This is a genomic window from Rhizobium sp. Leaf341, from assembly GCF_001424325.1.
Taxonomy (GTDB): Bacteria; Pseudomonadota; Alphaproteobacteria; order Rhizobiales; family Rhizobiaceae; genus Ferranicluibacter.
Genome location: NZ_LMPE01000003.1, coordinates 563,036 through 586,762, shown reverse-complemented (window position 1 = coordinate 586,762; position 23,727 = coordinate 563,036). Strand labels below are relative to the sequence as shown.

25 protein-coding genes are annotated in these 23,727 nt (G+C 62.9%); 19 read left to right on the top strand and 6 right to left on the bottom strand.

Going from position 1 to position 23,727, the window contains the following annotated elements; translation table 11 throughout:
• Window positions 1–476: 476 nt before the first annotated feature.
• From ASG03_RS04390 to visR, 13 genes are all read left to right on the top strand, one after another.
• Complete coding sequence (locus tag ASG03_RS04390) at window positions 477–2,114, top strand: methyl-accepting chemotaxis protein (protein WP_082475528.1); 1,638 nt, start codon at window positions 477–479, stop codon at window positions 2,112–2,114.
• 127 nt (window positions 2,115–2,241) lie between these two features.
• Window positions 2,242–2,535, top strand: a complete 294-nt coding sequence (locus ASG03_RS04385; RefSeq protein WP_062470379.1) for an STAS domain-containing protein — start codon at window positions 2,242–2,244, stop codon at window positions 2,533–2,535.
• 2 nt (window positions 2,536–2,537) lie between these two features.
• A complete protein-coding gene (gene cheY1, locus ASG03_RS04380; protein ID WP_062470377.1) occupies window positions 2,538–2,903 on the top strand; it encodes a chemotaxis response regulator CheY1 in 366 nt (121 codons plus the stop codon).
• A 27-nt stretch (window positions 2,904–2,930) separates the two neighbouring features.
• The gene (locus ASG03_RS04375) at window positions 2,931–5,237 is read left to right on the top strand and encodes a chemotaxis protein CheA (RefSeq protein WP_062692437.1); all 2,307 of its coding nucleotides are present in this window, start codon (window positions 2,931–2,933) and stop codon (window positions 5,235–5,237) included.
• Window positions 5,238–5,240: 3 nt separating this feature from the next.
• Entirely contained in the window at window positions 5,241–5,708 is a 468-nt protein-coding gene (locus ASG03_RS04370) for a chemotaxis protein CheW (RefSeq protein WP_062470371.1), read from the top strand.
• On the top strand, window positions 5,705–6,610 hold the full coding sequence (gene cheR, locus ASG03_RS04365; protein ID WP_062470365.1) for a protein-glutamate O-methyltransferase CheR: 906 nt from the start codon (window positions 5,705–5,707) through the stop codon (window positions 6,608–6,610). Before ASG03_RS04370 ends, cheR begins: the two co-directional genes overlap by 4 nt.
• Complete coding sequence (locus ASG03_RS04360) at window positions 6,610–7,671, top strand: protein-glutamate methylesterase/protein-glutamine glutaminase (protein WP_062470359.1); 1,062 nt, start codon at window positions 6,610–6,612, stop codon at window positions 7,669–7,671. Before cheR ends, ASG03_RS04360 begins: the two co-directional genes overlap by 1 nt.
• On the top strand, window positions 7,671–8,060 hold the full coding sequence (locus ASG03_RS04355) for a response regulator (RefSeq protein ID WP_062470356.1): 390 nt from the start codon (window positions 7,671–7,673) through the stop codon (window positions 8,058–8,060). The genes ASG03_RS04360 and ASG03_RS04355 overlap by 1 nt, the downstream gene beginning before the upstream one ends.
• Window positions 8,057–8,611: a chemoreceptor glutamine deamidase CheD gene (gene cheD, locus ASG03_RS04350; RefSeq protein WP_062470351.1), complete on the top strand. Its 555-nt coding sequence runs from the start codon at window positions 8,057–8,059 to the stop codon at window positions 8,609–8,611. The genes ASG03_RS04355 and cheD overlap by 4 nt, the downstream gene beginning before the upstream one ends.
• A 41-nt stretch (window positions 8,612–8,652) precedes the next feature.
• Window positions 8,653–9,042 carry a chemotaxis protein CheT gene (gene cheT / locus ASG03_RS04345; protein WP_062470347.1) on the top strand — a complete coding sequence of 130 codons (390 nt, stop codon included), beginning with the start codon at window positions 8,653–8,655 and terminating at the stop codon, window positions 9,040–9,042.
• Between the two features lie 289 nt (window positions 9,043–9,331).
• Complete coding sequence (gene fliF / locus ASG03_RS04340) at window positions 9,332–11,014, top strand: flagellar basal-body MS-ring/collar protein FliF (protein WP_062692434.1); 1,683 nt, start codon at window positions 9,332–9,334, stop codon at window positions 11,012–11,014.
• A gap of 883 nt (window positions 11,015–11,897) precedes the next feature.
• A complete protein-coding gene (visN, locus tag ASG03_RS04335; RefSeq protein WP_062472254.1) occupies window positions 11,898–12,668 on the top strand; it encodes a transcriptional regulator VisN in 771 nt (256 codons plus the stop codon).
• An 8-nt stretch (window positions 12,669–12,676) separates the two neighbouring features.
• On the top strand, window positions 12,677–13,420 hold the full coding sequence (visR, locus tag ASG03_RS04330) for a transcriptional regulator VisR (RefSeq protein ID WP_062692432.1): 744 nt from the start codon (window positions 12,677–12,679) through the stop codon (window positions 13,418–13,420).
• 9 nt (window positions 13,421–13,429) lie between these two features.
• On the opposite strand, the gene ASG03_RS04325 is transcribed toward visR, so the two are convergent.
• The 6 genes from ASG03_RS04325 to motA all read right to left on the bottom strand — a co-directional run bounded on the left by ASG03_RS04325 (window position 13,430) and on the right by motA (window position 18,836).
• Window positions 13,430–13,870 carry a hypothetical protein gene (locus tag ASG03_RS04325; protein WP_062470338.1) on the bottom strand — a complete coding sequence of 147 codons (441 nt, stop codon included), beginning with the start codon at window positions 13,868–13,870 and terminating at the stop codon, window positions 13,430–13,432.
• Window positions 13,871–13,875: 5 nt separating this feature from the next.
• Complete coding sequence (flhB, locus tag ASG03_RS04320) at window positions 13,876–14,958, bottom strand: flagellar biosynthesis protein FlhB (protein WP_062470335.1); 1,083 nt, start codon at window positions 14,956–14,958, stop codon at window positions 13,876–13,878.
• Between the two features lie 223 nt (window positions 14,959–15,181).
• Window positions 15,182–16,213 carry a flagellar motor switch protein FliG gene (fliG, locus tag ASG03_RS04315; protein ID WP_062470332.1) on the bottom strand — a complete coding sequence of 344 codons (1,032 nt, stop codon included), beginning with the start codon at window positions 16,211–16,213 and terminating at the stop codon, window positions 15,182–15,184.
• A 160-nt stretch (window positions 16,214–16,373) separates the two neighbouring features.
• Window positions 16,374–16,955 (bottom strand): flagellar motor switch protein FliN, encoded by a 582-nt coding sequence (gene fliN, locus ASG03_RS04310; protein ID WP_062470329.1) that lies wholly within the window; start codon window positions 16,953–16,955, stop codon window positions 16,374–16,376.
• 60 nt (window positions 16,956–17,015) lie between these two features.
• On the bottom strand, window positions 17,016–17,954 hold the full coding sequence (locus ASG03_RS04305; RefSeq protein ID WP_062692430.1) for a FliM/FliN family flagellar motor switch protein: 939 nt from the start codon (window positions 17,952–17,954) through the stop codon (window positions 17,016–17,018).
• A gap of 3 nt (window positions 17,955–17,957) precedes the next feature.
• Complete coding sequence (motA, locus tag ASG03_RS04300; RefSeq protein WP_062470323.1) at window positions 17,958–18,836, bottom strand: flagellar motor stator protein MotA; 879 nt, start codon at window positions 18,834–18,836, stop codon at window positions 17,958–17,960.
• 201 nt (window positions 18,837–19,037) lie between these two features.
• On the opposite strand from motA, the gene ASG03_RS04295 reads away from it, so the two are divergent.
• From ASG03_RS04295 to flgC, 6 genes are all read left to right on the top strand, one after another.
• Window positions 19,038–19,817 carry a DUF1217 domain-containing protein gene (locus ASG03_RS04295; RefSeq protein ID WP_062692428.1) on the top strand — a complete coding sequence of 260 codons (780 nt, stop codon included), beginning with the start codon at window positions 19,038–19,040 and terminating at the stop codon, window positions 19,815–19,817.
• A gap of 2 nt (window positions 19,818–19,819) precedes the next feature.
• Window positions 19,820–20,545, top strand: coding sequence for a flagellar basal-body rod protein FlgF (flgF, locus tag ASG03_RS04290; protein WP_062470317.1), 726 nt, complete (start codon window positions 19,820–19,822; stop codon window positions 20,543–20,545).
• Window positions 20,546–20,550: 5 nt separating this feature from the next.
• Window positions 20,551–21,933 (top strand): flagellar protein export ATPase FliI, encoded by a 1,383-nt coding sequence (gene fliI, locus ASG03_RS04285; RefSeq protein WP_062693036.1) that lies wholly within the window; start codon window positions 20,551–20,553, stop codon window positions 21,931–21,933.
• Window positions 21,934–21,951: 18 nt separating this feature from the next.
• Window positions 21,952–22,509 (top strand): hypothetical protein, encoded by a 558-nt coding sequence (locus ASG03_RS04280; protein WP_062470314.1) that lies wholly within the window; start codon window positions 21,952–21,954, stop codon window positions 22,507–22,509.
• A 291-nt stretch (window positions 22,510–22,800) separates the two neighbouring features.
• Window positions 22,801–23,181, top strand: coding sequence for a flagellar basal body rod protein FlgB (flgB, locus tag ASG03_RS04275; protein WP_062692425.1), 381 nt, complete (start codon window positions 22,801–22,803; stop codon window positions 23,179–23,181).
• Between the two features lie 5 nt (window positions 23,182–23,186).
• Complete coding sequence (flgC, locus tag ASG03_RS04270) at window positions 23,187–23,606, top strand: flagellar basal body rod protein FlgC (protein WP_062472245.1); 420 nt, start codon at window positions 23,187–23,189, stop codon at window positions 23,604–23,606.
• Window positions 23,607–23,727: the final 121 nt, after the last annotated feature.

Below are 23,727 nucleotides of genomic sequence, written 5' to 3'. Positions count from 1 at the left end.
ATGCCGCTGGATCCTTCCACATGACACAAAACGCTGCCGGAGCGACCCGATCGCGCCGTTCATGACGCTGTCGCTCGTGGCCGGACGTCGTGCCGGAAGCGACCTCTTTCTATGCGCGCGCGGACAAGGCCACAATTGCGAGGAATGGGGGGTGAAAACCTGTAACCACAGGCGTTTGCGGCCTTTGCCAAGGGATCATTCAGCATTCTGTGGAATAGGGGTCGGCCGTTAACCTTCAAGCAACGAATTAACCATAAACATGGTCCCTACACGTCGAAGTGGGGACCCGCGTCCCCTCCCGGGCATGATGCCGATCCGACGAGCCGGTTTGAACCCGGTATGGGACGTGAACGGGTTTCGTCCCGTTTTCGGACAATAGGCATCATCGTGCGCCGCAGGCGCACACTCTCCTTTCGTTCGGCAGGCGGTGATGGTCATCGATCCTGACGGGAGACAGACTGGGACCGGGGACAAGCGTGGGACAGGAAGCGGTGGCAGACCAGAATCGGAGGGCGCAGGCGGGAAGCCTGGTCGAGCGCCTGCGGTTTGCCGGGCTCGATTCCGGCGAAACGGAGGTTCTCCGCCGTCACCGGCAGGCCCTTCAGCCCCAGGTCGATCTCGCCTTGCGCGATCTCTTTCAGCGTCTTCAGACCTTTCCCGAAGCGTCTCGCCATTTTGCCAGCGACCGCCAGATCGATCGGCTGCACGACCTCCATACCTCGCATTGGAGCGTGGTGACGGATGCGCGGTTCGACAGCCTCTATGCCGAGCGCGTGAAGGTTCTGGCCGATGCGGAAAGCCGCATGGGGCTCGATCCCCGCTGGCAGATTGCCGGCCATGGCGTCATTCTCGAACGGCTTATCCTCGCAGCCATCGCGGAATTCTGGCCGAAGTCCGTGCTGTCGACCGGCAAGGGCAAGCAGCAGGAACTGACGGATCTCGTCTCCGCTCTGGTGCGGACCGTGTTCGTCGACACGGAAATCGGCGTCACGCTGCGCTTTAACGAGCAACGGCAGGCCCACCAGCGCCAGCTCGCAGAGACGCGCGCGACATCCGAAGCCGAAATTCTGGCAGCCTTCACCGGTATTGCCGACGCCCTGTCTCTGGGTGACGTTACCATGCGCACGCCGGCCGACGTCCCCGAGGCTGCCGTTCCGCTCGCCCGGTCGCTCGATGCGGCGCTCGACACCATCGAGGCGAACCTGCGCAATCTGGACGCCGGCATCTCCGCCTCCGCCACGGCGGGCGCAGCACTTGCCGAGGGAACCGAACGCCTGGGATCGGCGGCCCAATCCGAGGCGGTCGCCCTCGATGCGGTTGCCGAGCGCCTCGAGGCGCTCGTCGCCCGTGTCCGCGAAAGTGCCCGCGAAAGCGCGGCTGCCGAAAAGGCCGTTGCTGCAACCGGCCACTCCGTCGAACGCAGCGGCGAGATCGCAGGCCTTGCGATCGCCGCGATGGCCGACATCGAAACCTCGGCCGAGAAGATCGGCCAGATCATCGGCGTCATCGATGAAATCGCCTTCCAGACCAATCTTCTCGCCTTGAATGCCGGTATCGAGGCCGCGCGTGCAGGCGAAAGCGGTCGCGGTTTCGCGGTCGTCGCCCAGGAAGTGCGGGCGCTTGCCCAGCGCTCCGGCGATGCCGCGCGCGAGATCAAGCAGCTGGTTTCCGGCACGAAAGCCCAGGTCGACGCAGGCGTCGAACGGGTCGGCCGCACGCAGGCTGCGATCGGCAGCATCGTCGAGCAGGTTCACGGCATCCAGTCGGCCGTCACCGGCATCGCCCGGCAGTCGGGCGAGGATCTCTCGAGCCTCGAGGATCTGCGCCTCGAGATCGGCCGGGCCGGTCGGGCGCTCGCAGACCTCACCAGCGATGCCGAGCACACCAAGGGCGTCGGTCAGACGGCACGTCTCGTGACGATCGAGCTCGGTGAAACCATTCGCCGCTTCACGCTGCGCCCAGCAGGCACGGGTTCACGTGCGGCATCCAACACGATGGTCGCCGCCCCGCAACCGCCGCAGGCCGTAGCCGCGCGGATGCCGAGGGCGGAAGCCTTTCTCGATGACGAGGACGACATGGCCTTCGGGCGCGTGTCGGCATGGGGGCGATCATGACGATGCTCCCCGCTCTGCGTCCATGCCCGTGCCGCCTGCGTGACACCGCTTTTGCCGGTTCGCGCAGCCGGGACGGTTTCGTTCGACAGGTCAATCTCCTCCAGGTGACACAAGGAAAGGCGCCGTGATGGCCCCAAAGAAAGCCGCATCGAAGACGCTCAATCTCGCGCCGGTCCTCGACCTCAACGAGGCAAGCGCCCTTCACAGCAAGCTGACGGAGATGCGTGGCAGCAACATCGTCATCGATGCCTCGGCCGTCGAGCGGGTCGGCGCCCTCTGCGTGCAGGTCCTGATGGCCGGCGCCAAGAGCTGGGAACAGGACAAACACGCCTTCACCATTTCCAAGGTGTCGGATGCTTTCACGAAAACGACGCAGCTCATCGGGGTCAATGTCGACCACCTGATGGCGAAGGAGATCTGAAAATGAAGAAGAAGGTTCTCACCGTGGACGATAGCCGGACCATCCGGAATATGCTCCTCGTGACGCTTAACAATGCCGGTTTCGAAACCATTCAGGCCGAAGACGGCATCGAAGGGCTCGAAGTTCTCGAAGACTGCAACCCCGATGTCATCGTCACCGACATCAACATGCCCCGCCTCGACGGCTTCGGATTCATCGAAGGCGTTCGTCGCAACGAGAAGTACCGCGCCATCCCGATCCTGGTCCTCACCACGGAAAGCGATGCGGAAAAGAAGAACCGCGCCCGCCAGGCCGGAGCGACAGGCTGGATCGTCAAGCCGTTCGATCCGACCAAGCTGATCGACGCCATCGAGCGCGTAACCGCTTAAAAGAACACCCTCGCCAGGATTCCAGCTATGGATATGAATGAAATCAAAGAGATCTTCTTCCAGGAATGTGAAGAACAGCTCGCAGAACTGGAATCCGGTCTCCTCCGTTTGAATGACGGAGATCGCGATCCGGAAACGGTCAATGCGGTCTTCCGGGCCGTTCACTCCATCAAGGGCGGTGCCGGCGCCTTTGGCCTGGATGATCTGGTCTCGTTCGCCCACGTGTTCGAGACGACGCTGGACTGCGTCCGTTCCAACAAGCTGGAGCCCACGCAGGAGGTCCTGAAGGTCATGCTCAAGTCGGCCGACGTCCTGGCCGACCTGACCAACTGTGCCCGCGACGGCGGCAGCGTCGACGAAGCGCGGTCCAAGCAGCTGATCCGCGAGCTCGAAGCACTGGCGCACGGAACGCCGCTCCCGGGCGCTTCCGAGGCGCCGGCTGCCAAGCCCGCACCTGCCAAGGCTGCGCCCGCAAAGCCGGCCGCACCGGCACCCGTCGCTGCGGCGCCCAACGACCAGGGCTTTGTTCCCGTTGCCTTCTCGTTCGATGATTTCGGCGACGAAGCCGAGGCCGAGCCGGCACCGATGCCGACCTTCGAAATCTCCTTCAAGCCGAACGCCGACCTCTACCGCAAGGGCAACGAGGCGACGCTGCTCCTGCGCGACCTCTCGCGCCTCGGCGAGATGAGCATCCTGTGCGACATGGACAGTCTGCCGCCGCTGGAGGCGATGAACCCGGAAGATGCCTATTTCTTCTGGAAGATCTCGCTGCGCACCGACAAGGGCGAAGACGCGATCCGCAGCGTGTTCGAATTTGCCGAATGGGACTGCGAACTTGAGGTCGCCGAGCTCGCCGAAGGCGAACAGCCTGTTGCGGTCGATGGCGAAGCGCCGATGCAGGCCGTCCCCTTCGATCTTTCCATCCTGGACGACGAGCAGGAACATCCCCTCGGCGTGGTCGAGGAGGAGGAGCAGATTGCCGCCGGCGAACGCGAGGCCGCAGCCAACGCTCTGGAAACGGCCAGCAACGTTCTCAATCTTGCCAGCGCCGCCGCGAAGGCCGCAGAAGCAAAGCAGGCGCCAGCAAGTGCCGCGAATGCCGCCAGCGCCCAGCAGGCCGCCGCAGCGGGCCAGACGATCCGTGTCGATCTCGACCGCGTCGACCGCCTGATCAACCTCGTCGGCGAGCTTGTCATCAACCAGGCGATGCTGTCGCAGAGCGTCATCGAAAACGACACCAACGGCACGTCGTCGATCAACATGGGCCTCGAGGAGCTGCAGCAGCTCACCCGCGAGATCCAGGACTCGGTCATGGCCATCCGCGCGCAGCCGGTAAAGCCGGTCTTCCAGCGCATGGCCCGCACGGTCCGGGAAATCGCCGACATCACCGGCAAGTCGGTCCGCCTCATCACCGAGGGCGAAAACACCGAAGTCGACAAGACCGTCATCGACAAGCTCGCCGAGCCGCTGACGCACATGATCCGCAACGCGGTCGATCACGGCCTGGAAATGCCGGAGAAGCGCGTCGCTCTCGGCAAGAACCCCGAGGGAACGGTCCGTCTGACCGCCAAGCATCGCTCGGGACGCATCATCATCGAGCTTGCCGACGACGGCGCGGGCATCAACCGCGAACGCGTTCGCCAGAAGGCCATCGACAACGATCTGATCGCGGCCGATGCCAACCTGTCGGACGAGGAAATCGACAACCTGATCTTCCATGCCGGTTTCTCGACGGCTGAGAAGGTCTCTGACCTTTCCGGCCGCGGCGTGGGCATGGACGTGGTCAAGCGTTCCATCCAGGCGCTCGGCGGCCGCATCAACATCTCGTCCAAGCCCGGCCAGGGATCCGTCTTCACGATGAGCCTGCCGCTGACGCTCGCCGTCCTGGACGGCATGGTGGTCACGGTGGCGAGCCAGACGCTGGTGGTGCCGCTGACCGCGATTGTCGAGACGCTGCAGCCGGATGCCGCCTCGATCCATTCCTTCGGCGCGACGCAGCGCCTGATCTCGATCCGCAACTCCTTCTGCCCGCTGGTCGATGTCGGCCGGATCCTGAATTTCCGGGCAACCCAGGCCAATCCCGTCGAAGGCGTGGCCCTGCTCGTCGAGTCGGAAGGCGGCGGTCAGCGCGCTCTCATGGTCGATGCGATCCAGGGGCAGCGACAGGTGGTCATCAAGAGCCTCGAGGCCAACTACACCCACGTGCCGGGCATCGCCGCGGCGACCATTCTCGGTGACGGGCGCGTCGCGCTCATCCTGGATGTCGACGCCGTCGTCGCGGCCTCCCGTGGTCAGCCCTTGAAGCTCGAATCCGCTCTGGCCGCTGTGGGATAAGCCATGACGACGCTCGTAGCCACCATGACCGGCAGTGCCCGCGAACTGATCGCCTTCAGGATCGGTGACCAGGAGTTCTGCGTTGACATCATGTCGGTGCGCGAAATCCGCGGCTGGACGCCTGCAACGCCCATGCCGCATACGCCGCGCTACATGCTCGGCGTCATCAACCTGCGGGGCGCCGTGCTGCCGATCATCGATCTGGCAGCGCGCCTCGGAATGAAGCCGGCCGAACCAACCGTTCGGCATGTCATCATCGTCGCACAGTCCGGACAGACGATCGTCGGACTGCTGGTCGAGGCGGTGTCCGACATTCTGAGCGTGACGAACGACAACATACAACCGACGCCCGATGTCAGTTCCGACTTCGAGCGAACCTTTGCCCGCGGTGTCCTTGCCATCGAGAAGCGCATGATCTGCCTGATCGAACTGGACGCCGTCTTTCCTCATACCGAAAGCGAAGCCGCATGAGCAGAATGGCCGCATTCGACACGAAAGCGTCGCCCGACGAGTGCCTGGCCAGCGGCGAATACCCGCTGACGCGCCGCGATCTTTCCGAGATCGCAGCGATGATCTACGCCGATGCCGGCATCTACCTGAACGAGTCCAAGGCCTCGCTCGTCTATTCGCGCCTGTCGAAACACATCCGCAATCTTGGCCTCGGGGGTTTCCGCGAGTACTGCAATCTCGTGTCGTCCCCGGCCGGTGCCGCCGAGCGCCGGGACATGCTGTCGCATCTCACCACCAATTTCACGCGCTTCTTCCGCGAGAACCACCATTTCGAGCACTTGCGCGATGCCGTGCTGCCGGGCCTGATCGCGCGTGCCAAGGCGGGCGGCCGCGTCCGCATCTGGTCGGCTGCCTGCTCCGACGGGCAGGAGCCCTATTCGATCGCGCTGACCATCCTGTCGGTCCTGCCCAATGCTGCGGATTTCGACATCCGCATTCTCGCCACCGATATCGACCCGAAAATCCTCGCGATTGCCCGCGCCGGTGCCTATGACGTCAATGCGCTGGAAACGGTCACCCCGCAGATGCGCAAGCAGCACTTTCAGCAGACCGCGGTCAATGGTCGCGAGAAGTGGCAGATCGACGACAAGGTCAAACGGCTGATCACCTTCAACGAACTGAACCTGATGGCACAGTGGCCGTTCAAGGGGCCTTTCGACGTGATCTTCTGCCGCAACGTCGTCATCTACTTCGATGAGCCGACCCAGATGAAGATCTGGTCGCGGTTCGCCACCATGCTGGACGGTGGCGGGCACCTCTACATCGGCCATTCCGAGCGCGTTTCCGGCGATGCAAAGGCCGTGTTCGACAACATCGGCATCACCGCCTACCGCTATACCGGCAAGCACGGGGGAGGCCGCTGATGACCGCGCCCGCTCGCGTCCTCGTCGTCGATGACAGTGCCACGATGCGTGGTCTCATCACGGCCATCCTGAATGCCGATCCCGCCGTCAGCGTGGTCGGGCAGGCAGCAGATGCGCTGCAGGCACGCCAGGCGATCAAGGACCTCGATCCCGACGTCATCACGCTCGACATCGAGATGCCCAACATGAACGGTCTCGATTTTCTCGAGAAGATCATGCGGCTGCGTCCGATGCCGGTCATCATGGTCTCGACGCTCACGCATCGTGGCGCGGAAGCGTCCGTGGCTGCGCTCGAGATCGGAGCCTTCGACTGCGTCGGCAAACCTCTCCCGGGCGATCCGCACCCCTTCAGCGACCTTGCCGAAAAGGTGAAGGCCGCCGCTCGCTCGCAACGCAAGTTCATCCTCTCCGGCAACAAGGTTGCGGCGCCGAGCGCTGCCAACACCAATGCCACGGCGGTCGACTATCGGGCCGCCCGCCGGATCATCGCCATCGGATCCTCCACCGGGGGGGTGGAGGCCCTGATCAACGTCTTGCAGAAGTTTCCGAAGAATTGTCCGCCGACGGTGATCACGCAACACATGCCGGTCACCTTCACGAAGAGTTTTTCGGAACGGCTCAACCGGCTTTGCGCCCCGACGGTCGAAGAGGCCTTCGACGGCGCAAAGCTCGAGATCGGCAAGATCTATCTCGCCCCCGGGGGAGATCGCCACCTCCAGATCGTCAATCCGTCCGCACCCACGTGCCGACTGATCGATCGGGAACCCGTCAACGGACACCGCCCGTCCGTGGACGTTCTGTTTGATTCCGTGGCGGAACTCGCCGGCCGCAACGGCATTGGCATCATCCTGACGGGCATGGGGCGCGATGGCGCCTCCGGCCTTCTCAAGATGCGCAAGGCCGGGGCCCGGACGTTCGGCCAGAATGAAAAGACCTGCGTGGTCTATGGAATGCCGAGGGTGGCCTACGAAATAGGCGCCGTCGAAATGCAACTGCCCCTCAACTCCATCGGGGAAGAAGTTCTGAAATGCGCCGCGACCCGAAGGGAAGGAACTGAATAATGTCTATCGCCGAAAAAATCAAAGTGCTGATCGTCGACGATCAGGTAACCAGCCGGCTTCTGCTGGGCGAAGCTCTGCAACAGCTGGGCTTCAAGCAGATCACCGTTGCCGCCGATGGCGAGCAGGGGGCCAAGATCATGGCGCAGCAGCCGCACCACCTCGTCATCTCCGACTTCAACATGCCGAAGATGGACGGTCTCGGCTTGCTGCAGGCTGTTCGCACCAACCCTGCAACCAAGAAGGCCGCCTTCATCATGTTGACGGCCCAGGGCGACCGGGCACTGGTCACCAAGGCGGCAGCGCTCGGCGCCAACAACGTCCTGGCAAAGCCCTTCACCATCGAGAAGATGCGGGCGGCGATCGAAGCCGTGTTCGGAGCGCTCAAATGACCCTAGACGCTGCGGTCAAGCGTGTGCATGTCATCCAGGGCGAGTATAAGGTCGTAACGGATCCGGATGTGGTTCTCTCGACCATTCTCGGCTCCTGCGTTGCTGCCTGCATGCGCGATCCCGTGGCAGGCGTGGGCGGCATCAACCATTTCCTGCTGCCCGGTTCCGCCGAGGCGATGTCATCGGGAGGAGATGCCACGCGATATGGCGTTCATCTCATGGAATTGCTGATCAACGGACTTCTCAAGAAAGGCGCGCGGCGCGACCGGCTTGAGGCCAAGATCTTCGGCGGCGCCAAGACCATTGCGCGCTTTTCCAATGTCGGTGAGCAGAACGCCCTGTTCGCCCGCCGGTTTCTCCAGGACGAAGGCATTCCCATCGTCGGCGAGAGCACCGGCGGCGAGCACGGGCGCAAGCTGGAATACTGGCCGGTGACCGGCCGGGCACGTCAATACGCCCTGACCGGCGTCGAGACGCAGAAGACGGTCGCCCAGGAGCAGCGCCCAGTCCCGGCTCCCAAGCCCGCAGACAATTCGATCGAATTCTTTTAATCAGCAACCGCGCCGTCCGGCACGCGGTCAGGGGACATCATATGCAGAGCGAGCGAAAAGAGATCCCCGGGGATATGGACGAGGCCCTTCCCGACGTCATGATGCGTGTCGTCTCGGAACTCCACGACGTCGCCTACCTCATCGAGCGGATCGAGCCGATGCTGGGCGAGATGGCCGGCGACCCGCAGGCCAATGCTGGGCATCGCATCCAGGTTCTGCAGGGCATCGATCTGGCCGTCCAGAAGACGCGTGGGCTTGCCGAGTTCATCGACACGATCACGGCGGCGCTGCCGGAATCCTGGCTGGTCGACATCTCCACGGCGCTGAACCTCGTGAAGCTGGCCGACATGCAGAAGTCGCTTGCCAACGGCCTGCGCCACGGTCATTCGCAGCCTCTGACGGAGGCCGCCGGCGACTTCGAGGCGTTCTAGCCCGATCCGGACCCTGCCAGAAACAACCTTGAAAAGCGCACCTCCGGTTCGGCCGCGGGTGCGCTTTCTGCGTTTTGCGACAGGGTGCGAGGCCGGACCCGACAGGCAAGCGACAAGTTCGCGCAAGCTTCGCGTCCTATTCTCCAAACGGGTCAGATGGATCTGTGCCTGCACGTGCGAAGGTTTTCGCCGGATGCGGCCCCGATCGGACCCTGATGTTGGGACTGCGCAATGAAGCTTCGTCCATGCAATCTCGCATGGTGAAGTGCGCTACTGGGTGCGAAACAGAATGAATCTGTTAGATCAACTTTCGTCGGTCACGAAAAATTTGACGAGCCTGGGGCAGGGCAAGCTCATCGCCATGGCGGCGGCGGCTCTGGTCACCATCGGGCTCGTTCTGGCAGCCGGGTTCTATGTCAACAAGCCCGCCTACGAGACGCTCTATGTCAATCTGGAGTCGGGCGACCTCAATCAGGTCACGATGGCCTTGGCCGAAGGCGGCATCGCCTTCGAGGTCGGCACCGATGGCAAGAGTGTCCAGGTGCCGGTCGGCAACACGGGCAAGGCACGCCTGTTCCTGGCCGAGCGCGGCCTGCCCAACAGCGCAAACGCCGGCTATGAACTCTTCGACAATGTTGGCTCGCTCGGCCTGACCTCCTTCATGCAGGAAGTCACCCGCGTGCGCGCTCTCGAAGGCGAAATTGCCCGCACCATCCAGCAGATCTCCGGCATCACCTCCGCCCGCGTCCATATCGTCATGGCCGACCGCGGAAGCTTCCGCAAGACGGAGCAGAAGCCGACCGCGTCCGTCATGATCCGGGCCAACTCGACCATCGGTCGCAGTGCGGCAGCCTCGATCCGCCATCTCGTCGGCTCGTCGGTTCCCGGCCTCTCCATCGACGACGTGACCATTCTCGACAGCGCCGGCCAGCTTCTGGCCTCGGGCGACGATCCCCAGAACGGGGCGATGAGCCAGTCGCTCTCCATCGTCCAGTCCGTTCAGGGCGAGATCGAAAAGAACATCGACAAGGCCCTTTCGCCCTTCCTCGGCGTCGACAACTTCCGCTCCAGCGTGACCGCGCAGCTCAATACCGACACGCAGCAGGTCCAGGAAACCACCTATGATCCGGAATCGCGCGTCGAACGCTCGACGCGGATCACGAAGGAACAGCAGAAGTCCAGTCAGCAACAGGCCGACAACGCTACCACGGTTCAGCAGAACGTGCCGCAGGCAGCCCCCAAGAGCGGTGGCGCAGGTCCGCAGTCGAACGACCAGGCCGAAAAGAAGGAAGAGCAGACCAACTACGAGATCAACTCGAAGACCATCGCGACCACCAAGAACAGCTACAAGGTTGAAAAGCTCTCTGTCGCCGTCGTCGTCAATCGCGGACGCGTCGCTGCTATGATCGGCGAGGGTGCCGACCAGGCCAAGATCGATACCTATCTGGCCGAGATGCAGAAGATCGTCGCCTCCGCCGTCGGCATCGACGCCGCCCGGGGAGACGTGGTGACGCTCACCGCCATGGACTTCGTCAACAACGAACTGCTCGACACGCCGGTCGAAGGCCCCGGCATTCTGGAAACGTTGACGCGCAATCTCGGCGGCATCATCAACGCTCTTGCCTTCATCACGGTCGCCGTCCTCGTGGTCTGGATGGGCCTCCGTCCGCTGGCCCGCTCCATGGGCTTCGGCGGCCCGGGCACTCTGACGGAAACCGAGGCTGTTGGCCTCGAACTCCCGGACTTCTCGCCGGCACCGGCAGGCGCCGCAGGCGGGGCCCTCATGGAAGGCTTCGGGTCCGATTTCGGCTTCGACAGCACGGACGATCTGCTGAGCCTCGGCGAAGACGGCGGCGATTTCAACCGCCGCGTCAAGGAAGGTCCCGAGCGGCGCCTGGCCCGCATGGTCGAGATCAACGAGGAACGCGCGGCCAAGATTCTGCGCAAATGGGTCGCAGAAAAAGCCGCCTGATCCTGAAAGACCCCGATGCAAAAAAAATCCGCCTTCCGGGCGGATTTTTTTGTTCAGGCCTCGCGGCGTGGTGTTCAAGAAATGACGGCCGCCGCAGGGCAATTCCGGAGGCTCGGACAGGTCATGGATCGCGCCGATCGGAGTCTTCGTGTCAATTGCAACAGTCCGCTCCGTATCCGCGGAGTCGACGCGGCGCGCGGGCGATTCCTCTATTTAACCATTTGGTCACTTTTTTATGTGGAAAGGTCGCTTTGCTTGCTTGCAGAAGCGGCTCGACTCCGGGTGCCCGAAAAATGATTGTGTCATCTTAAGAAAATATCCTTATAAAACTGGTATAGTTCTTCTCTTATTCGTCAATCTGCTTCCCGCTCCGCTCTATTGTGCTCAAAAGGTTTTTGATGCAATTGCGCAACATGGACTTCGCAAATACAAATCCGATTCGACACATGACTCGAATGAACAGCGGTTTTCGCCGACTTGCGCGGCAAAAAAACGCGATTTGTCGCGATTCTCGGGGCCGAGCGCTGCATGTGCGTTAGAAAAATCCCTGCTTTTCCAAGCACCTGATAAAAGCGTTCCTGTTTGTTCACGGTCGCTGACGAATCTGTAATGCGCTGCTTGCGAATCACTTCAGGTTATTAACAAAAAGTAAATCCCGATAAGCCAGCAGTAGTTTTTTGAGTTCGGGCCTGTATAGTTTTGATAGTGATTCGCATGGTGATGTGTGCTCGTCGGGGAAAGCGGATCCCCGGCCGCGTTTGCTGCCTTCGGCAGTGCGCGTGCACAGGTCGCATGACGGATCCGTCACGGGGAAAATGTCATGGAAGCTCTTCATACGGAGATTGCGGGTCGACCTCTACCGGTCGCCTCGATGCGCACAGCGATGCCCGCTCCGGGCCAGGCGGTGCACGCAGCCCAATCGGCGCACGCGGGCCAGTCGGCGCATGCGGGCCAGCCGGTGCACACGGGTACGGCCAGTCATCCCGCTGCAAAGCGCCAGCTGCTGGAGAAGCTCGGCGATTACGCTGCGCGGGGCCAGCTCAACAAGGCGTTGGCAGCACTGACGGACTATGTGGGCGCCAGCCACTATCTCCTGGCGCGCTACGACCTGTCGCAGGACAGCGGCCTCGATTTCGTCATGGTTTCGGACTGGCCCTTCGACGTGGTCAGACGGCTGGGTCAGGTCATGCAGGGCCTCCACGCAAAGACCAACGAGCAGGAGAAGTGCCTCTCGCTGCTGCATCCGGTCTTCATGCATCTTCCCGAGGAGGTCGTTCTCAGCCGCGGTATCAGCCGCGAGTATTGCGCGATCACCTTTTCCATCGGCCGGCTGCGGCTGTCTTTGATGCTGCTGTTCCCGCAGGACCTCATCCTGTCGCGCGAGGGCCTGCGCGACATCGGCCTGCTGACGGGCTATTTCGCCAGCCTGGCGCAGGACGTCTCGCTGCGCTCCGAGCGCGGCTTCGACCTGACCGAGCGCGAGCTCGAGTGCCTTTCCTGGATCGCGGAAGGCAAGACCAGCGAGGAGATCGCCCTCATTCTCGGCATCTCGCGCAATACCATCAACAACTACATCACCAGTGTCATGCGTAAGACGGCGACCAAGACGCGCTCGGAAGCGATTGCCTGCGCGGTTCGAAACAACCTGGTATAGGAACGCGGATGGTCATCTATATTCCGGGAGGGCGAAGCGGCGACGAAAGCCGCAATGGCCGCCAGACACGGGCCTCGCGCACGGCCACGCTCGTTGCCCGCCTGCAGGTGATGCAGAAGGACATCGAGGCGCGCAACTTCGCCGTCTTCCGGATGAACGGAAACGGTCTTCCTGCATCCCGCAAGCTGACCTGCGTCCTGGACAACTGGGGAACCGCAGCGGAGGAGATGACGCAGGACGTCGTCTCGACGTATGGCGACGAGATGAAGCAGCATCTCGACACCTCGCTTCTGCCGCTCCTCTGGAACGGTGCGGACAACCGCCAGACCGCAGAGACCATCGATTTCGATCGCTTCGTCCTCCGGATGAAGCCGCGAACGCTCTCCTATGCCGGGATTGCATTTCCGGTTCGCCTCGGTGCGCAGGGAAACGGCTATGTCGCCTTCATGGCGCCGTCGTTCGATCTGACGAGCGAGATCATCCTCGATCTGCATGGCCGGAGCTGTCACCTGATGACGGATCTCTTTGCGGCCGACGAGCGCCGCCTGCAGCCGGCCGAAGCGCTCAGCGAGCGCGAGATCGGTTGCCTGCAGATGGCGGGCGATGGTTACATCAGCGAAGAGATTGCCGAGAAGATGGGCCTCTCGGTGCATACCGTGAACGCCTACCTGGGAGCGGCCACCGCCAAGCTCGACTCGGTCAACCGCATCCAGGCGATCGCCAAGGCGATCCGCCTTGGCTATATCAGCTGACGTGGTTCGTCAGCTGGCGAGCGCCGTCGGGTAGGTTTTCATGAATTTGGCCGCGTTCAGGCTGCGGGCGAGAAAGGCCGTGTTCTCGTCCGGATCGACCGACGGCTTGTTGAACGCGATATGGTTGATTTCGATGGCGGCGGAGTCGTCCCGGAGTGCCAGCTGCGCGTAGACGGTGACGCCGTCCGGCTTCAGCTCGAGATCGAGCACGATCTCGGGATTGCGATTCCAGTCGAGCATGTAGTTGCCGCCGATGCCGAAATTGACCGTCCCTGGAACGAAATAGAGCTCGGCCGCCGACGCCACCAGGTCGGACAGGCTGCCATGCGACTCATAGCGCAGAAGCGCAATGAAGTCGGCAGCATCGATGAGACGGAGTTCGGTTGCCACTGGACGGATGGCATCCGCAACGATCTTTTCGCGCTGTTCGGAATATTCGCATTTTTTCATCGCAATCAGTTCATCCGTGTCGGGTTCGATTTCGTTGCGTAGACCCGGTGGATGAGTTCGGCGACCGCCTTGTAAAACACCGGTGGAATGACACTATCCACCGAGACTTGCGCAAACATTGAGCGTGCGAGCGGCGGATCCTCGAACACCGGAATGTTGTTTTCCTCCGCAAGGGCGCGAATGCGCAGCGCGACGAGGTCCTGCCCCTTGGCCACCACAACAGGGGCGTCGCCCTCTTCCCGCACATAGCGCAGCGCCACGGCAAAGTGGGTCGGGTTCGCAATGACCAGTGTTGCGCGCGGAACGGAGGAAATCATCCGGCGCCGCGCACGGTCGCGGGCGATGGAGCGCAGACGCGCCTTGACGATGGGGTCGCCCTGCGTCTGCTTCATTTCCTCCTTCACCTCCTGCTTCGTCATGCGCAGCTCCGAGTACCAATGGTGCCGCGTCCAGAAGAAGTCGGCGATCGCGATGATGGCCGTGGAGAACAGGACGACATTCATGATCTTGTTGAAGTCGCGCCCCATGATCTCGAAGATCGTGAACGGGTCGGAGAACATGGCGTCGAGCGTCGCGTAGAAATCCCGCGACAGCGTCAGCGCCACGATGCCGGAGATGACGGCGATCTTGAAGAACGACTTGGCGAACTCGACAAGGCCCGGGACGCTGTAGATCCGCGACACGCCGGCCATCGGCGAAATGCGGTTGAGCTTCGGCGCAATCCGGTCGAGCACGGGACTCGGGAGGTTCTGAAGGATCGACGAACCCACGCCGAACGCGATCATCAACACGAAGATCGGGACGACGAGGGCGCCCGAGGCCCACAGGAGCTTGGAGATGAGGGCCGACGCATCGCTGGACGTCGCCAGCCGCCAGGCGTCCGGCTGCTCGAACACGTCCTTGAGCGCTTCCGCCAGACTGCGGAATCCGTCCGGCAGGAAGAAGACCACATAGATATAGATGGCAAGCGTGGAGGCGAACATCGTGACCTCGCGAGAGAAGGGCACGTTTCCCTTTTCCAAGGCGTCGCTGATCTTTTTCTCGGACGGCGATTCGGTTTTGCTGTCTTTATCCTGATCGTCCGACATGGAAACGGCCCTTCACGACGTCGCGCTCCTTGGGCCGGATCATCCCGTGCCGGGGGGCGCTGCTGGGCCTGTTGTGGGCCGACGGGCCGCATCTGGCAAGCCTCCACCGGGACGCAACCCACACGCCGGCGTCTGAAGGGTCAGTCCTGATCGACGCAAAAAAGCCCGCCCGCACTCCTGGGGTGCGGACGGGCTGACGATGTGTCGCCGACAGGCGAATGTCTCAGGCGGCGACCGATTCCTTCGGCTTCAGCTCGATCTGGCCGCTGGCCGACAGCCGGATGGCTTCCTGCGTCACGGAGCGGCGGGCGACCGCGATGTCGCGGGGATTGATGCCGGCGTCGCCAGATCCCAGATCCGACTCGATCATGCGGCGCTGGCGGGCGCCGATCGAAGCAAGAACGCATTCGCGCAGTTCCATGCTCGACCCCCGCAGCGCCATCGTGATGATGTCGCCGGATATGTCGTTGAAGAGCGCGACGCGGCTTCTCTGCGGCATGAGCAGGATGTCGTCGAACAGGAAGATTTTCGGACGGACTTTCTTGACCGATTCGGTGCTGATGGATTCGAGCGAGGCGAGCAGCGTATCGACGTCGTTCTTTTCCATCTCGTTCATGACTTCGGCAACCTTGACCGAACCGGCGGAGTTGCGATCCGCATCCATCTCGCGCAGGAGTTCCACCACCCGCGTCTCGATGATCGCGGCGGCCTTCGGCGCCACGTTCTTCATATTGACGGTGCGGTTGATGATGTCGGCGCGGCCGCTTTCCGGCAGCTGCAGAAGAACCTTGGCGCCAAAGGTCGATGGCATCATGGACAGGATGTAGGCGATGGTCTGGGGGTGTTCGCGCGACAGGTGCTGCGAGACGAAGGTGGGATCGGCATCCTGCAGCCTGTCCCAGATGCTGGTCTCGTAGGACTGGAACGCCGTGCGCCGACCGAGCAGGCCGTCGACCTCGTCGGGCGTGAGGCCCTCTTCGAGGATGGCCTCGATGGCCTTGGCATTGTCCATCAGGCCTGCACCTTCGGTGAACAGGTCTTCGAACTCGTTGACGAGAATTTCCAGCTCGTGCGGCGGGATGGATCGCAGCGTCTGCGCGGAGGCGATGATGCCCTGGAGCTCGCTCTGCGTGAAGAACTTCAACAGCTTCCCGGCAATCGGCTTGCCCATGCTGAGGAGCACGGCGGCGGCCTTGTCCATCTGGGTCAGGGGGCGCGTGAGCGCCGATGCTTCGAAATCATCGTAATCCATCATGGATCCTTCCTAGACGGCGTCGCGCTCGGCCACGACGTCGAAACAGTCTTACTCTGCCGGCGTGGTCCTTTCGGGCCGTGATGGTCCGAAGATTGCCGCTGCACTTTCAGGATCTGAAAGCCGGCCGTCATGACCGCCTTTCACCAGTTTCATAAAGCCCTCAGGCCTTCTTGGCGCTGTTCACCTCGATCAGCCGAACGCCGAACCGGGTGTCGTCTTCTTCCAGGACCGTAATCTCGCCGCGGCCGATCACCCGGCCGTTGACCATGATTTCCACCGGCTCGCCGATCTTGCGGTCGAGCGCGATGGTCGCGCCTTCCGTCAGACCCATGAGGCCGGAGACCTGCATGCGGCTCGAGCCGAGCACGATCTGAACATCGATCGGGATATCCATGATCAGATCGAGATTGCCATGCATGGTCGCACCGGCGGTGGCCGACGGTGTCGCAAAGCTGTCCTCGAAAGCATCGCCGCCACCAAAACCCGTATCGGCAAAGGCCGCAGGTTCGGAGAAGGTGCCGGCAAAAGGATTCTCGTCTTCGGAGACGGCGCCGAAGTCGCTCATGAAGTCGGGCTCGGCCGCCGGGGCCGCGCCGAAGTCCATGTCGAAGCCGGTTTCCGGAAGTCCGCCCTCGGCATCCGTTTTCAGAACGCCGCGCAGGTCATCGATCGCCTGGTCGAGCTCTGCATCGCCCGCTCCCGCGCTCATGTCTTCTGTAATGGGTGCTTTTCTGGGTGCCATGTCGAGAGTATTCCAGTTGAAACTTGCCCCAAGCCTGTCGCGGGCAGGGGGAGCGGCGGATTAGCGCGTGAGATGCTGAAGCAGCTCGTCTTCGGACCCGTAGGTGTCCTTGACCCGCACGGTATAGCGTGCGCCGGAGCGCCCGAATTCGCAGACATAGAGGTCCCGGCCATTCGCCTTCACATCGACCCGCACGTCCTTGGGATCGTGGAAGGGAAGGACGTCGCCGGGCTTCAGCTGGGTGATCGCGGCAAGAGTCAGGTCTTCGAGCCGGATATGGGCCTGCAGTTCGACCATCGAGCGGCGGACCTGCTGCTCGACCTGCTCCGCCCAGGCCGACTTCTGGCGCCGCGGCTGGCCGATGCCCTTGGGAAACACGATCGTCGTCTTCAGGAGCGTCTGCTGCGGCACGAGGATCGAGAAGGTCGACAGCACGGGTCCGACGCCCAGCGAGATGTTGACGCAGGCTGCGTAGACATCCTCCGCCTCCTTGTCGGCTGCGGGGCGCGCTTCGGCATTGTAGGCCTTGCCGACGTTCGGCTCGAAGCCGCCGGTCGCGTTGACCGCAGACTTCAGGACGCCCGCCACCTTCTCGAACACGATGGCCGCGACGTCGAGCTCGATGCCCGAGAGATTACGCGGCTGCGGCTCCTCGATCGATTCGGCCGGGGATCCGAGCAGCATTTCCATCATGGCGATGATCGCCGGGCTGTCGCAGCTGATCGTGAAATCGCTGCACCAGTTGCGCAGGAGACAATCCGACAGGGCGACGCCGTCGCCAAGCTTTCGGATCAGGTCGCTCTTCAGGCCCGTGTCGAAGCCGGCATAGCCGATCGTCAGGTCGAGGCCCGTTTCGCTTTGCAGCAGGTCCGGCAGGAACTCGCTGAACACCTGGCCGAGATCGGCGCAGATTTTGCCGATCGTCTTGTCGTCGCCGAGCGCGCCCGTCATGCGCGCCAGCAATCTGGGATCGAAGGAGTAGATGTTGTCGCTGGTCATGGATCAGGCCGCCTTGCTTTCGCCGCCGCCGCCCGGGTTCATCATTTCCTGCTCCACGGCGTCGATCGACGGCCGCTCGTAGGACGAGATTGTCTTGCGGCCGTATTCGAGCGCCACCTGCGGCACGGAGCCGTTCATGTAGGCGAGCAGCGTCTGCTTGACGATGATGTAGAGGCGGTTCTGTTTCTCGCGCACATGCTTCACGTTGGCGATCAGCGGGCTGACGATGCAGTAGGACAGGAAGATGCCGAGCATGGTGCCGACGAGCGCGGCCGCGATCTTGCCGCCGAGAACTTCCGGGCTTTCGGTGATCGCGCCCATGGCCTTGATGACCCCGAGAACGGCGGCGACGATCCCGATGGCGGGGAAGGCGTCGCCCATCGTTGCCAGCGAGTTGTACGAGTGCATCTTGTCGTGGGTGATCGTGTTGATTTCCTCGTCCATCAGCGCTTCGATCTCATGGCTGCGGGCATTGCCGATGATGATGAGGCGGACATAGTCGCAGATGAAGGCCGTCAGGTCCTTGTTCTTCAGAACGGTCGGGGCCTGCTGGAAGATCGCGGACTCGTCGGGATTGTCGATATGGCTCTCGATCTCGTTGCGCGACTTGGTGCGCAGGTCCCGCATCAGGCTGTAGAGAACGCCGAGCGTATCGAGATATTCCCGCTGCTTGGGCACCTTGTGCTTGAAAGCCTCGACAAGCGCCTTTCCGGCATCCTTCACGGTCTTCATGGAATTGCCCATGATGAAGCCGCCGATACCCGCGCCGCCGATGATGACGAGCTCGAAGGGCTGGTTCAGAACGGCCATGTGCCCGCCCATCGCAATGAAGCCGCCGAGAATACAGCCCATTGTCATGACGAGCCCGATGATGATGTTCATGTCTCTACCTGCCGCAGTGATGGATTTGTGGTCTCCATCCCTAGGGTTCGTTGCTTGCGTGAGGCTGGCTGCAACCCCGGCGAAAGCGGTGCCGGCCGGTGCAAGTCGCCCCAACAGGTTCGCGCAAGGCGTAAGGTTCAGCTTGTGTAGCGAACAGGAGCCCGGCCCTCAGCCTCGGGGCTTCGCCATCGAGGACACGCCTTGACCACCACCTTCACCAGCTACCGGCAGATCAGCGCCGACCTTACGACGTCGCTGAAGCGCGTCACGGAAAAGCCCGACGTGGCGCGGGAAACCAAGTACTATCTGGCCCACATCGGCAATGTGAAGACCATCGACGATCTCTTCGCCGACACCCGTCTCTACGACTATGCCATGAAGGCCCACGGCCTCGAGGACATGGGCTACGCCAAGGCCTTCATGCGCAAGGTTCTGACCGAAGGCGTCGCCAGCGACGATGCCTTCGCCAACAAGCTGTCCGACAGCCGCTACATCGATCTCGTCAAGTCGCTGAACTTCGCCGCGGACGGCCCTGCCGCCACCGCCTCCGACAAGGCCCGCAAGGGCGTGACGGACAAATACGCGCGCCAGACGCTGGAACAGGACGCAGGCGCGGACAATGCCGGCGTTCGCCTGGCCCTCTATTTCGAACGCATGGCGCCCGGCGTCACCAATGCCTACGGCCTTCTGGCCGACGAAGCCCTGGCGCAGGTCGTCCGCACGATCATGCAGGTCCCCGAGGCCTTTGCTGCGGCCGACATCGACAAGCAGGCCGACGCCGTATCCAAGGCGATCGACCTCAAGGATCTCAAGGATCCGCAGAAGATGTCCAAGCTGATGGAGCGCTTCACGGCGCTCTGGGAGCTGGACAATGCCACGAGCTCCTACGACCCCCTCGCGCTCTTCGGCAAGCAGAGCGGCTTCGGGATATCGTCCGACCTGCTCCTGTCCATCAACACCCTGAAGCTCGGAGGTCGATGAGCATGCAGACCGGTCTGTACGTCGGCGTTTCCTCGCAGATCGCGCTCGAAAAGCGCATGAACACGCTGGCCGACAACGTCGCCAACTCTACGACCGTCGGCTTCCGCGCAACGGAAGTGAAGTTCAACACGGTGCTCGGCGATACCAAGCCGAACAAGGTGGCCTTCGTCGGCGAGGGTGCGGAGTTCCTGAACACCAAGACGGGTGGTCTGTCGCATACGGGCAATTCGCTTGATGTCGCCGTCAAGGGCGATGCCTGGTTGTCCATCGAGACGCCCGCCGGCCCGGCCCTGACGCGGGATGGCCGCTTCTCGCTGACCGAAACCGGAGACCTCGTCACGTTGCGGGGCTATCCGGTGCTGGATGCGGGCGGGGCACCCATTCAGCTGAACGCCAATGCCGGAGAGCTGGTCATCGGAAAGGACGGCGCCATTCGCCAGAACGGGACGCAGGTGGCCGCGCTCGGTCTCTATGAAGCCAATTTTGCCAGAGGTTTCAACCGTTACGACAATTCCGCCATTCTTCCGAATGCGGCGCCGGATCCGATCGTCGACCGCATGGACGTCGGTGTGATGCAGGGCTATGTCGAGGAATCCAACGTCAATCCCGTTCAGGAAATGTCGCAGCTGATCACCGTCTCGCGCGCTTTCGAAAGCATCGCTTCTTTGCTGCGCGACAGCGAGACCTCGCTGGATGAGGCGATCAAGACGCTCGGTGGCAGCAAGTGACGGTCATCAACGATCAGCCGCTGGACGTCCGGCAGGCCTCGACGGCGCTGTCCGCGCTGGCCGGTCTCGTCGATCGCTATTCCCGGCCCGAACATGCCGTCGCGCCCGGCGGTCATGTCCAGACCATCTCGCCCGGACACTACACGGTCAGCGGTCTGTCCCGGCATGTTCGTCTCGGCGAGTTCGTCGCCCACAAGAGCGCGACCGGCGTCCATCTCGGCGAGGTCGTCAAGGTGGAGCCGGAAACCGTCGTCGTCTGCCCGATCGAGCCGGGCGAGCCGATCGGCATCCATGACACGGTTATTCGCAAGGGCGCCTTCCGCGTCGCTCCCACCGCCAGCTGGTGCGGTCGCACCATCAATTCGCTTGGAGAGCCGATCGACGGACGCGGCCCGATGATGCAGGGCGATGTCCGCCGCGCGATTTCCACCTCCGCCCCGCCCTCCATGACGCGACAGCGCGTCGAACGCGGTTTCCGCACCGGCGTCCGCGCCGTCGATATCTTCTCGCCGCTCTGCCTTGGCCAGCGTCTGGGCGTCTTCGCCGGTTCCGGCGTGGGCAAGTCGACGCTCCTGTCGATGCTGGCGCGGGCGGATGCCTTCGACCGGGTGGTGATCGCCCTCGTGGGCGAACGCGGTCGCGAAGTGCGTGAATTCATCGAGGACACGCTCGGCGACAATCTGAAGAAGTCGGTCGCCGTGGTGGCCACCAGCGACGAGAGCCCCATGCTGCGCAAGATGGCGCCGCTGACGGCCATCACGATTGCCGAGCATTTCCGCGATCAGGGCGACAACGTCCTGTTGATCATCGACAGCGTGACGCGGTTTGCCCACGCCATCCGCGAAGTTGCCACGGCGTCCGGCGAGCCGCCGATCGCACGCGGCTATCCGGCGTCGGTCTTCACGGAACTGCCGCGCCTGTTGGAACGCGCGGGCCCGGGCCCCGAGGGAACCGGCACGATCACGGCGATCATCTCGATCCTGGTCGATGGCGACAACCATAACGATCCCATCGCGGACTCGACGCGTGGCATTCTCGACGGCCACATCGTCATGGACCGCAGCCTTGCCGAAGAAGGGCGTTATCCGCCGATCAATCCGCTGTCCTCCGTGTCGCGCCTTGCGCGAAAGGCCTGGACGCCGGATCAGGAAATGCTGGTCTCGCGCCTGAAGTCGCTGATCCATCGGTTCGAGGAAACCCGCGACCTCCGCCTGATCGGCGGTTACCGTCCGGGCTCCGATCCGGATCTCGACATGGCCATCAAGCAGGTGCCGGTCATCTACGACATCTTGAAGCAGACACCGGGGGAACGCCCTGCGTTCGACGCCTTTACCGACCTCGCCAATGCGCTGAAGGCCGGAGCGGGTGCGCAGCAGGCGCGGCGGTAAGGACGGGGAGGGGCCGCTATGAACGACATGGACGCAGACGAAATCGTCAAGCAGAAAAAGCAGCGCGATCGCATGCCCGTCATCGACAAGGCGCTGGCCGGCACGGGCATCGCCCTTGCGGGGTTGGCCATGTTCTTCCCGTGGTATGCCTTCCTGCATCAGGAGAAGTTCGCGCTTCCTGCCCTCTGGAACGGTGCAACGCGCGACCTGCCGCAGAAGATCGGAACGCCCGGCATGGCCTCGGCCCCGGAGGCCGCGCCGTCCGAGCCGGCACGGTCGCTGGCGGCTGAAACCCAGGCGGCCGTCGACCAGCTGGTCACGGCGACGGTTCCTGCCCAGCCATCGAGATCGGGCGAGCCCGACGAGCCGATGCTCGATCAACCCTTTCCCGGGTCGAGCACCTTCAAGCTCGTCCACGTGGCCGGCGGTCGTGCCCTGATCGAGGATGTCAGCGGCATGTATGTCGTCCGGGTCGGTTCTCCCCTCCCGGACAACAGCCGCCTCGCCACGCTCGAAGAGCGCGACGGCACCTGGGTGATGATCACGTCCCGAGGAGACGTCTTCAAGGCGGACTGACACGGTCCGCCATTCCTTTCTTTCCGCATGCATGATGCTTGCGCGGGCCTGCCATCTCCAGCGATGGCTGTGGCACCCTTCGCGTTCTCACGACGCCGGTGCGCACACCCCGGAAGCAGGCCCCGAGCCTAGCCCCGAGGTCTCCCCCCCCGACCCCCGCCATGACGGCCTGCCCCAGTTTGGTCGAAGGCCGTTTTCGCGCGTTCCACGTGCCGAAAGCCCCTGAAACCGCGCCAGTCCCACGCAAGATTACGCGCCTAGTGTCTCCATCAACAAGCATGGAGTCGCATGATGCAACCTATTCAGCTGTTCGAACTGGCATCGAGGCAAGCACAGTGGCTCGCCGTCCGCCAGAATGTCGTCGCAGGCAACATCGCCAACGCCAATACGCCGCACTACGCATCGAAGGATATCAAGCCGTTCGATAGCGTCATGAAGGAAACCGGTTTCCAGCTGGCGGCCACCAATCCCGCGCATTTCACCAGCGGTCCCCTGAGCGATCAGGTCACCGAGACGTCGCTGATCGCCGATGGCGAGGTCCAGCAGTCCGGTAACAGCGTCGAGATCGAGAAGGAGCTCATGAAGTCCGGCGAGGTGAAGCGGGACTACGAGCTCAACACCGGTCTCGTGAAGTCCTTCCATCGCATGATGCTGATGGTCGTCAGGAAATAATGGTCATGGATCCTCTCGTCTCCGCACTCAAAGTCGCAGCCTCCGGTCTCGAAGCCGAGTCCACGCGCCTGCGCATCGTGTCCGAAAACATCGCCAACGCTCGCTCGACCGGTGATACGGCCGGCGCCGACCCCTATCGCCGCAAGACGGTGAGCTTTGCCGCCGAAGTGGATCGCGTCAGCGGTGCCTCGAGCGTCGAAGTCCAGAAGCTGGGCGTCGACCAGTCCGATTTCAGCGTCGAGTTCGACCCGGGCAATCCGGCCGCCGATGCCAAGGGCATGGTCAAGCTGCCCAATGTGAACGTGCTGATCGAAATGGCCGACATGCGCGAAGCCAACCGTTCCTACGAGGCGAACCTGCAGACAACCAAGCAGGCCCGCGATCTCATTTCCCAGACAATCGACCTCCTGAGGGCATCGCAATAATGATCGACGCAATCAAGACCATCGGTGCAGCACTCTCCACCGCGACCGAAAGCACGACCAGCGCGACGGGCTCCGCGGCCTCCATCGCCTCCCAGGCTCTGGGCGGCGCAGCGCCGGCCGG

What these genes read in the sequence shown, in the direction of transcription:
- ASG03_RS04385 (WP_062470379.1), top strand. Translation starts at nt 2,242, where the DNA reads ATGGCCCCAAAGAAAGCCGCATCGAAGACGCTCAATCTCGCGCCGGTC.
- cheY1 (WP_062470377.1), top strand. Translation starts at nt 2,538, where the DNA reads ATGAAGAAGAAGGTTCTCACCGTGGACGATAGCCGGACCATCCGGAAT.
- ASG03_RS04375 (WP_062692437.1), top strand. Translation starts at nt 2,931, where the DNA reads ATGGATATGAATGAAATCAAAGAGATCTTCTTCCAGGAATGTGAAGAA.
- ASG03_RS04370 (WP_062470371.1), top strand. Translation starts at nt 5,241, where the DNA reads ATGACGACGCTCGTAGCCACCATGACCGGCAGTGCCCGCGAACTGATC.
- cheR (WP_062470365.1), top strand. Translation starts at nt 5,705, where the DNA reads ATGAGCAGAATGGCCGCATTCGACACGAAAGCGTCGCCCGACGAGTGC.
- ASG03_RS04360 (WP_062470359.1), top strand. Translation starts at nt 6,610, where the DNA reads ATGACCGCGCCCGCTCGCGTCCTCGTCGTCGATGACAGTGCCACGATG.
- ASG03_RS04355 (WP_062470356.1), top strand. Translation starts at nt 7,671, where the DNA reads ATGTCTATCGCCGAAAAAATCAAAGTGCTGATCGTCGACGATCAGGTA.
- cheD (WP_062470351.1), top strand. Translation starts at nt 8,057, where the DNA reads ATGACCCTAGACGCTGCGGTCAAGCGTGTGCATGTCATCCAGGGCGAG.
- cheT (WP_062470347.1), top strand. Translation starts at nt 8,653, where the DNA reads ATGCAGAGCGAGCGAAAAGAGATCCCCGGGGATATGGACGAGGCCCTT.
- fliF (WP_062692434.1), top strand. Translation starts at nt 9,332, where the DNA reads ATGAATCTGTTAGATCAACTTTCGTCGGTCACGAAAAATTTGACGAGC.
- visN (WP_062472254.1), top strand. Translation starts at nt 11,898, where the DNA reads ATGCCCGCTCCGGGCCAGGCGGTGCACGCAGCCCAATCGGCGCACGCG.
- visR (WP_062692432.1), top strand. Translation starts at nt 12,677, where the DNA reads ATGGTCATCTATATTCCGGGAGGGCGAAGCGGCGACGAAAGCCGCAAT.
- ASG03_RS04325 (WP_062470338.1), bottom strand. Translation starts at nt 13,870, where the DNA reads ATGAAAAAATGCGAATATTCCGAACAGCGCGAAAAGATCGTTGCGGAT.
- flhB (WP_062470335.1), bottom strand. Translation starts at nt 14,958, where the DNA reads ATGTCGGACGATCAGGATAAAGACAGCAAAACCGAATCGCCGTCCGAG.
- fliG (WP_062470332.1), bottom strand. Translation starts at nt 16,213, where the DNA reads ATGATGGATTACGATGATTTCGAAGCATCGGCGCTCACGCGCCCCCTG.
- fliN (WP_062470329.1), bottom strand. Translation starts at nt 16,955, where the DNA reads ATGGCACCCAGAAAAGCACCCATTACAGAAGACATGAGCGCGGGAGCG.
- ASG03_RS04305 (WP_062692430.1), bottom strand. Translation starts at nt 17,954, where the DNA reads ATGACCAGCGACAACATCTACTCCTTCGATCCCAGATTGCTGGCGCGC.
- motA (WP_062470323.1), bottom strand. Translation starts at nt 18,836, where the DNA reads ATGAACATCATCATCGGGCTCGTCATGACAATGGGCTGTATTCTCGGC.
- flgF (WP_062470317.1), top strand. Translation starts at nt 19,820, where the DNA reads ATGCAGACCGGTCTGTACGTCGGCGTTTCCTCGCAGATCGCGCTCGAA.
- ASG03_RS04280 (WP_062470314.1), top strand. Translation starts at nt 21,952, where the DNA reads ATGAACGACATGGACGCAGACGAAATCGTCAAGCAGAAAAAGCAGCGC.
- flgB (WP_062692425.1), top strand. Translation starts at nt 22,801, where the DNA reads ATGCAACCTATTCAGCTGTTCGAACTGGCATCGAGGCAAGCACAGTGG.
- flgC (WP_062472245.1), top strand. Translation starts at nt 23,187, where the DNA reads ATGGATCCTCTCGTCTCCGCACTCAAAGTCGCAGCCTCCGGTCTCGAA.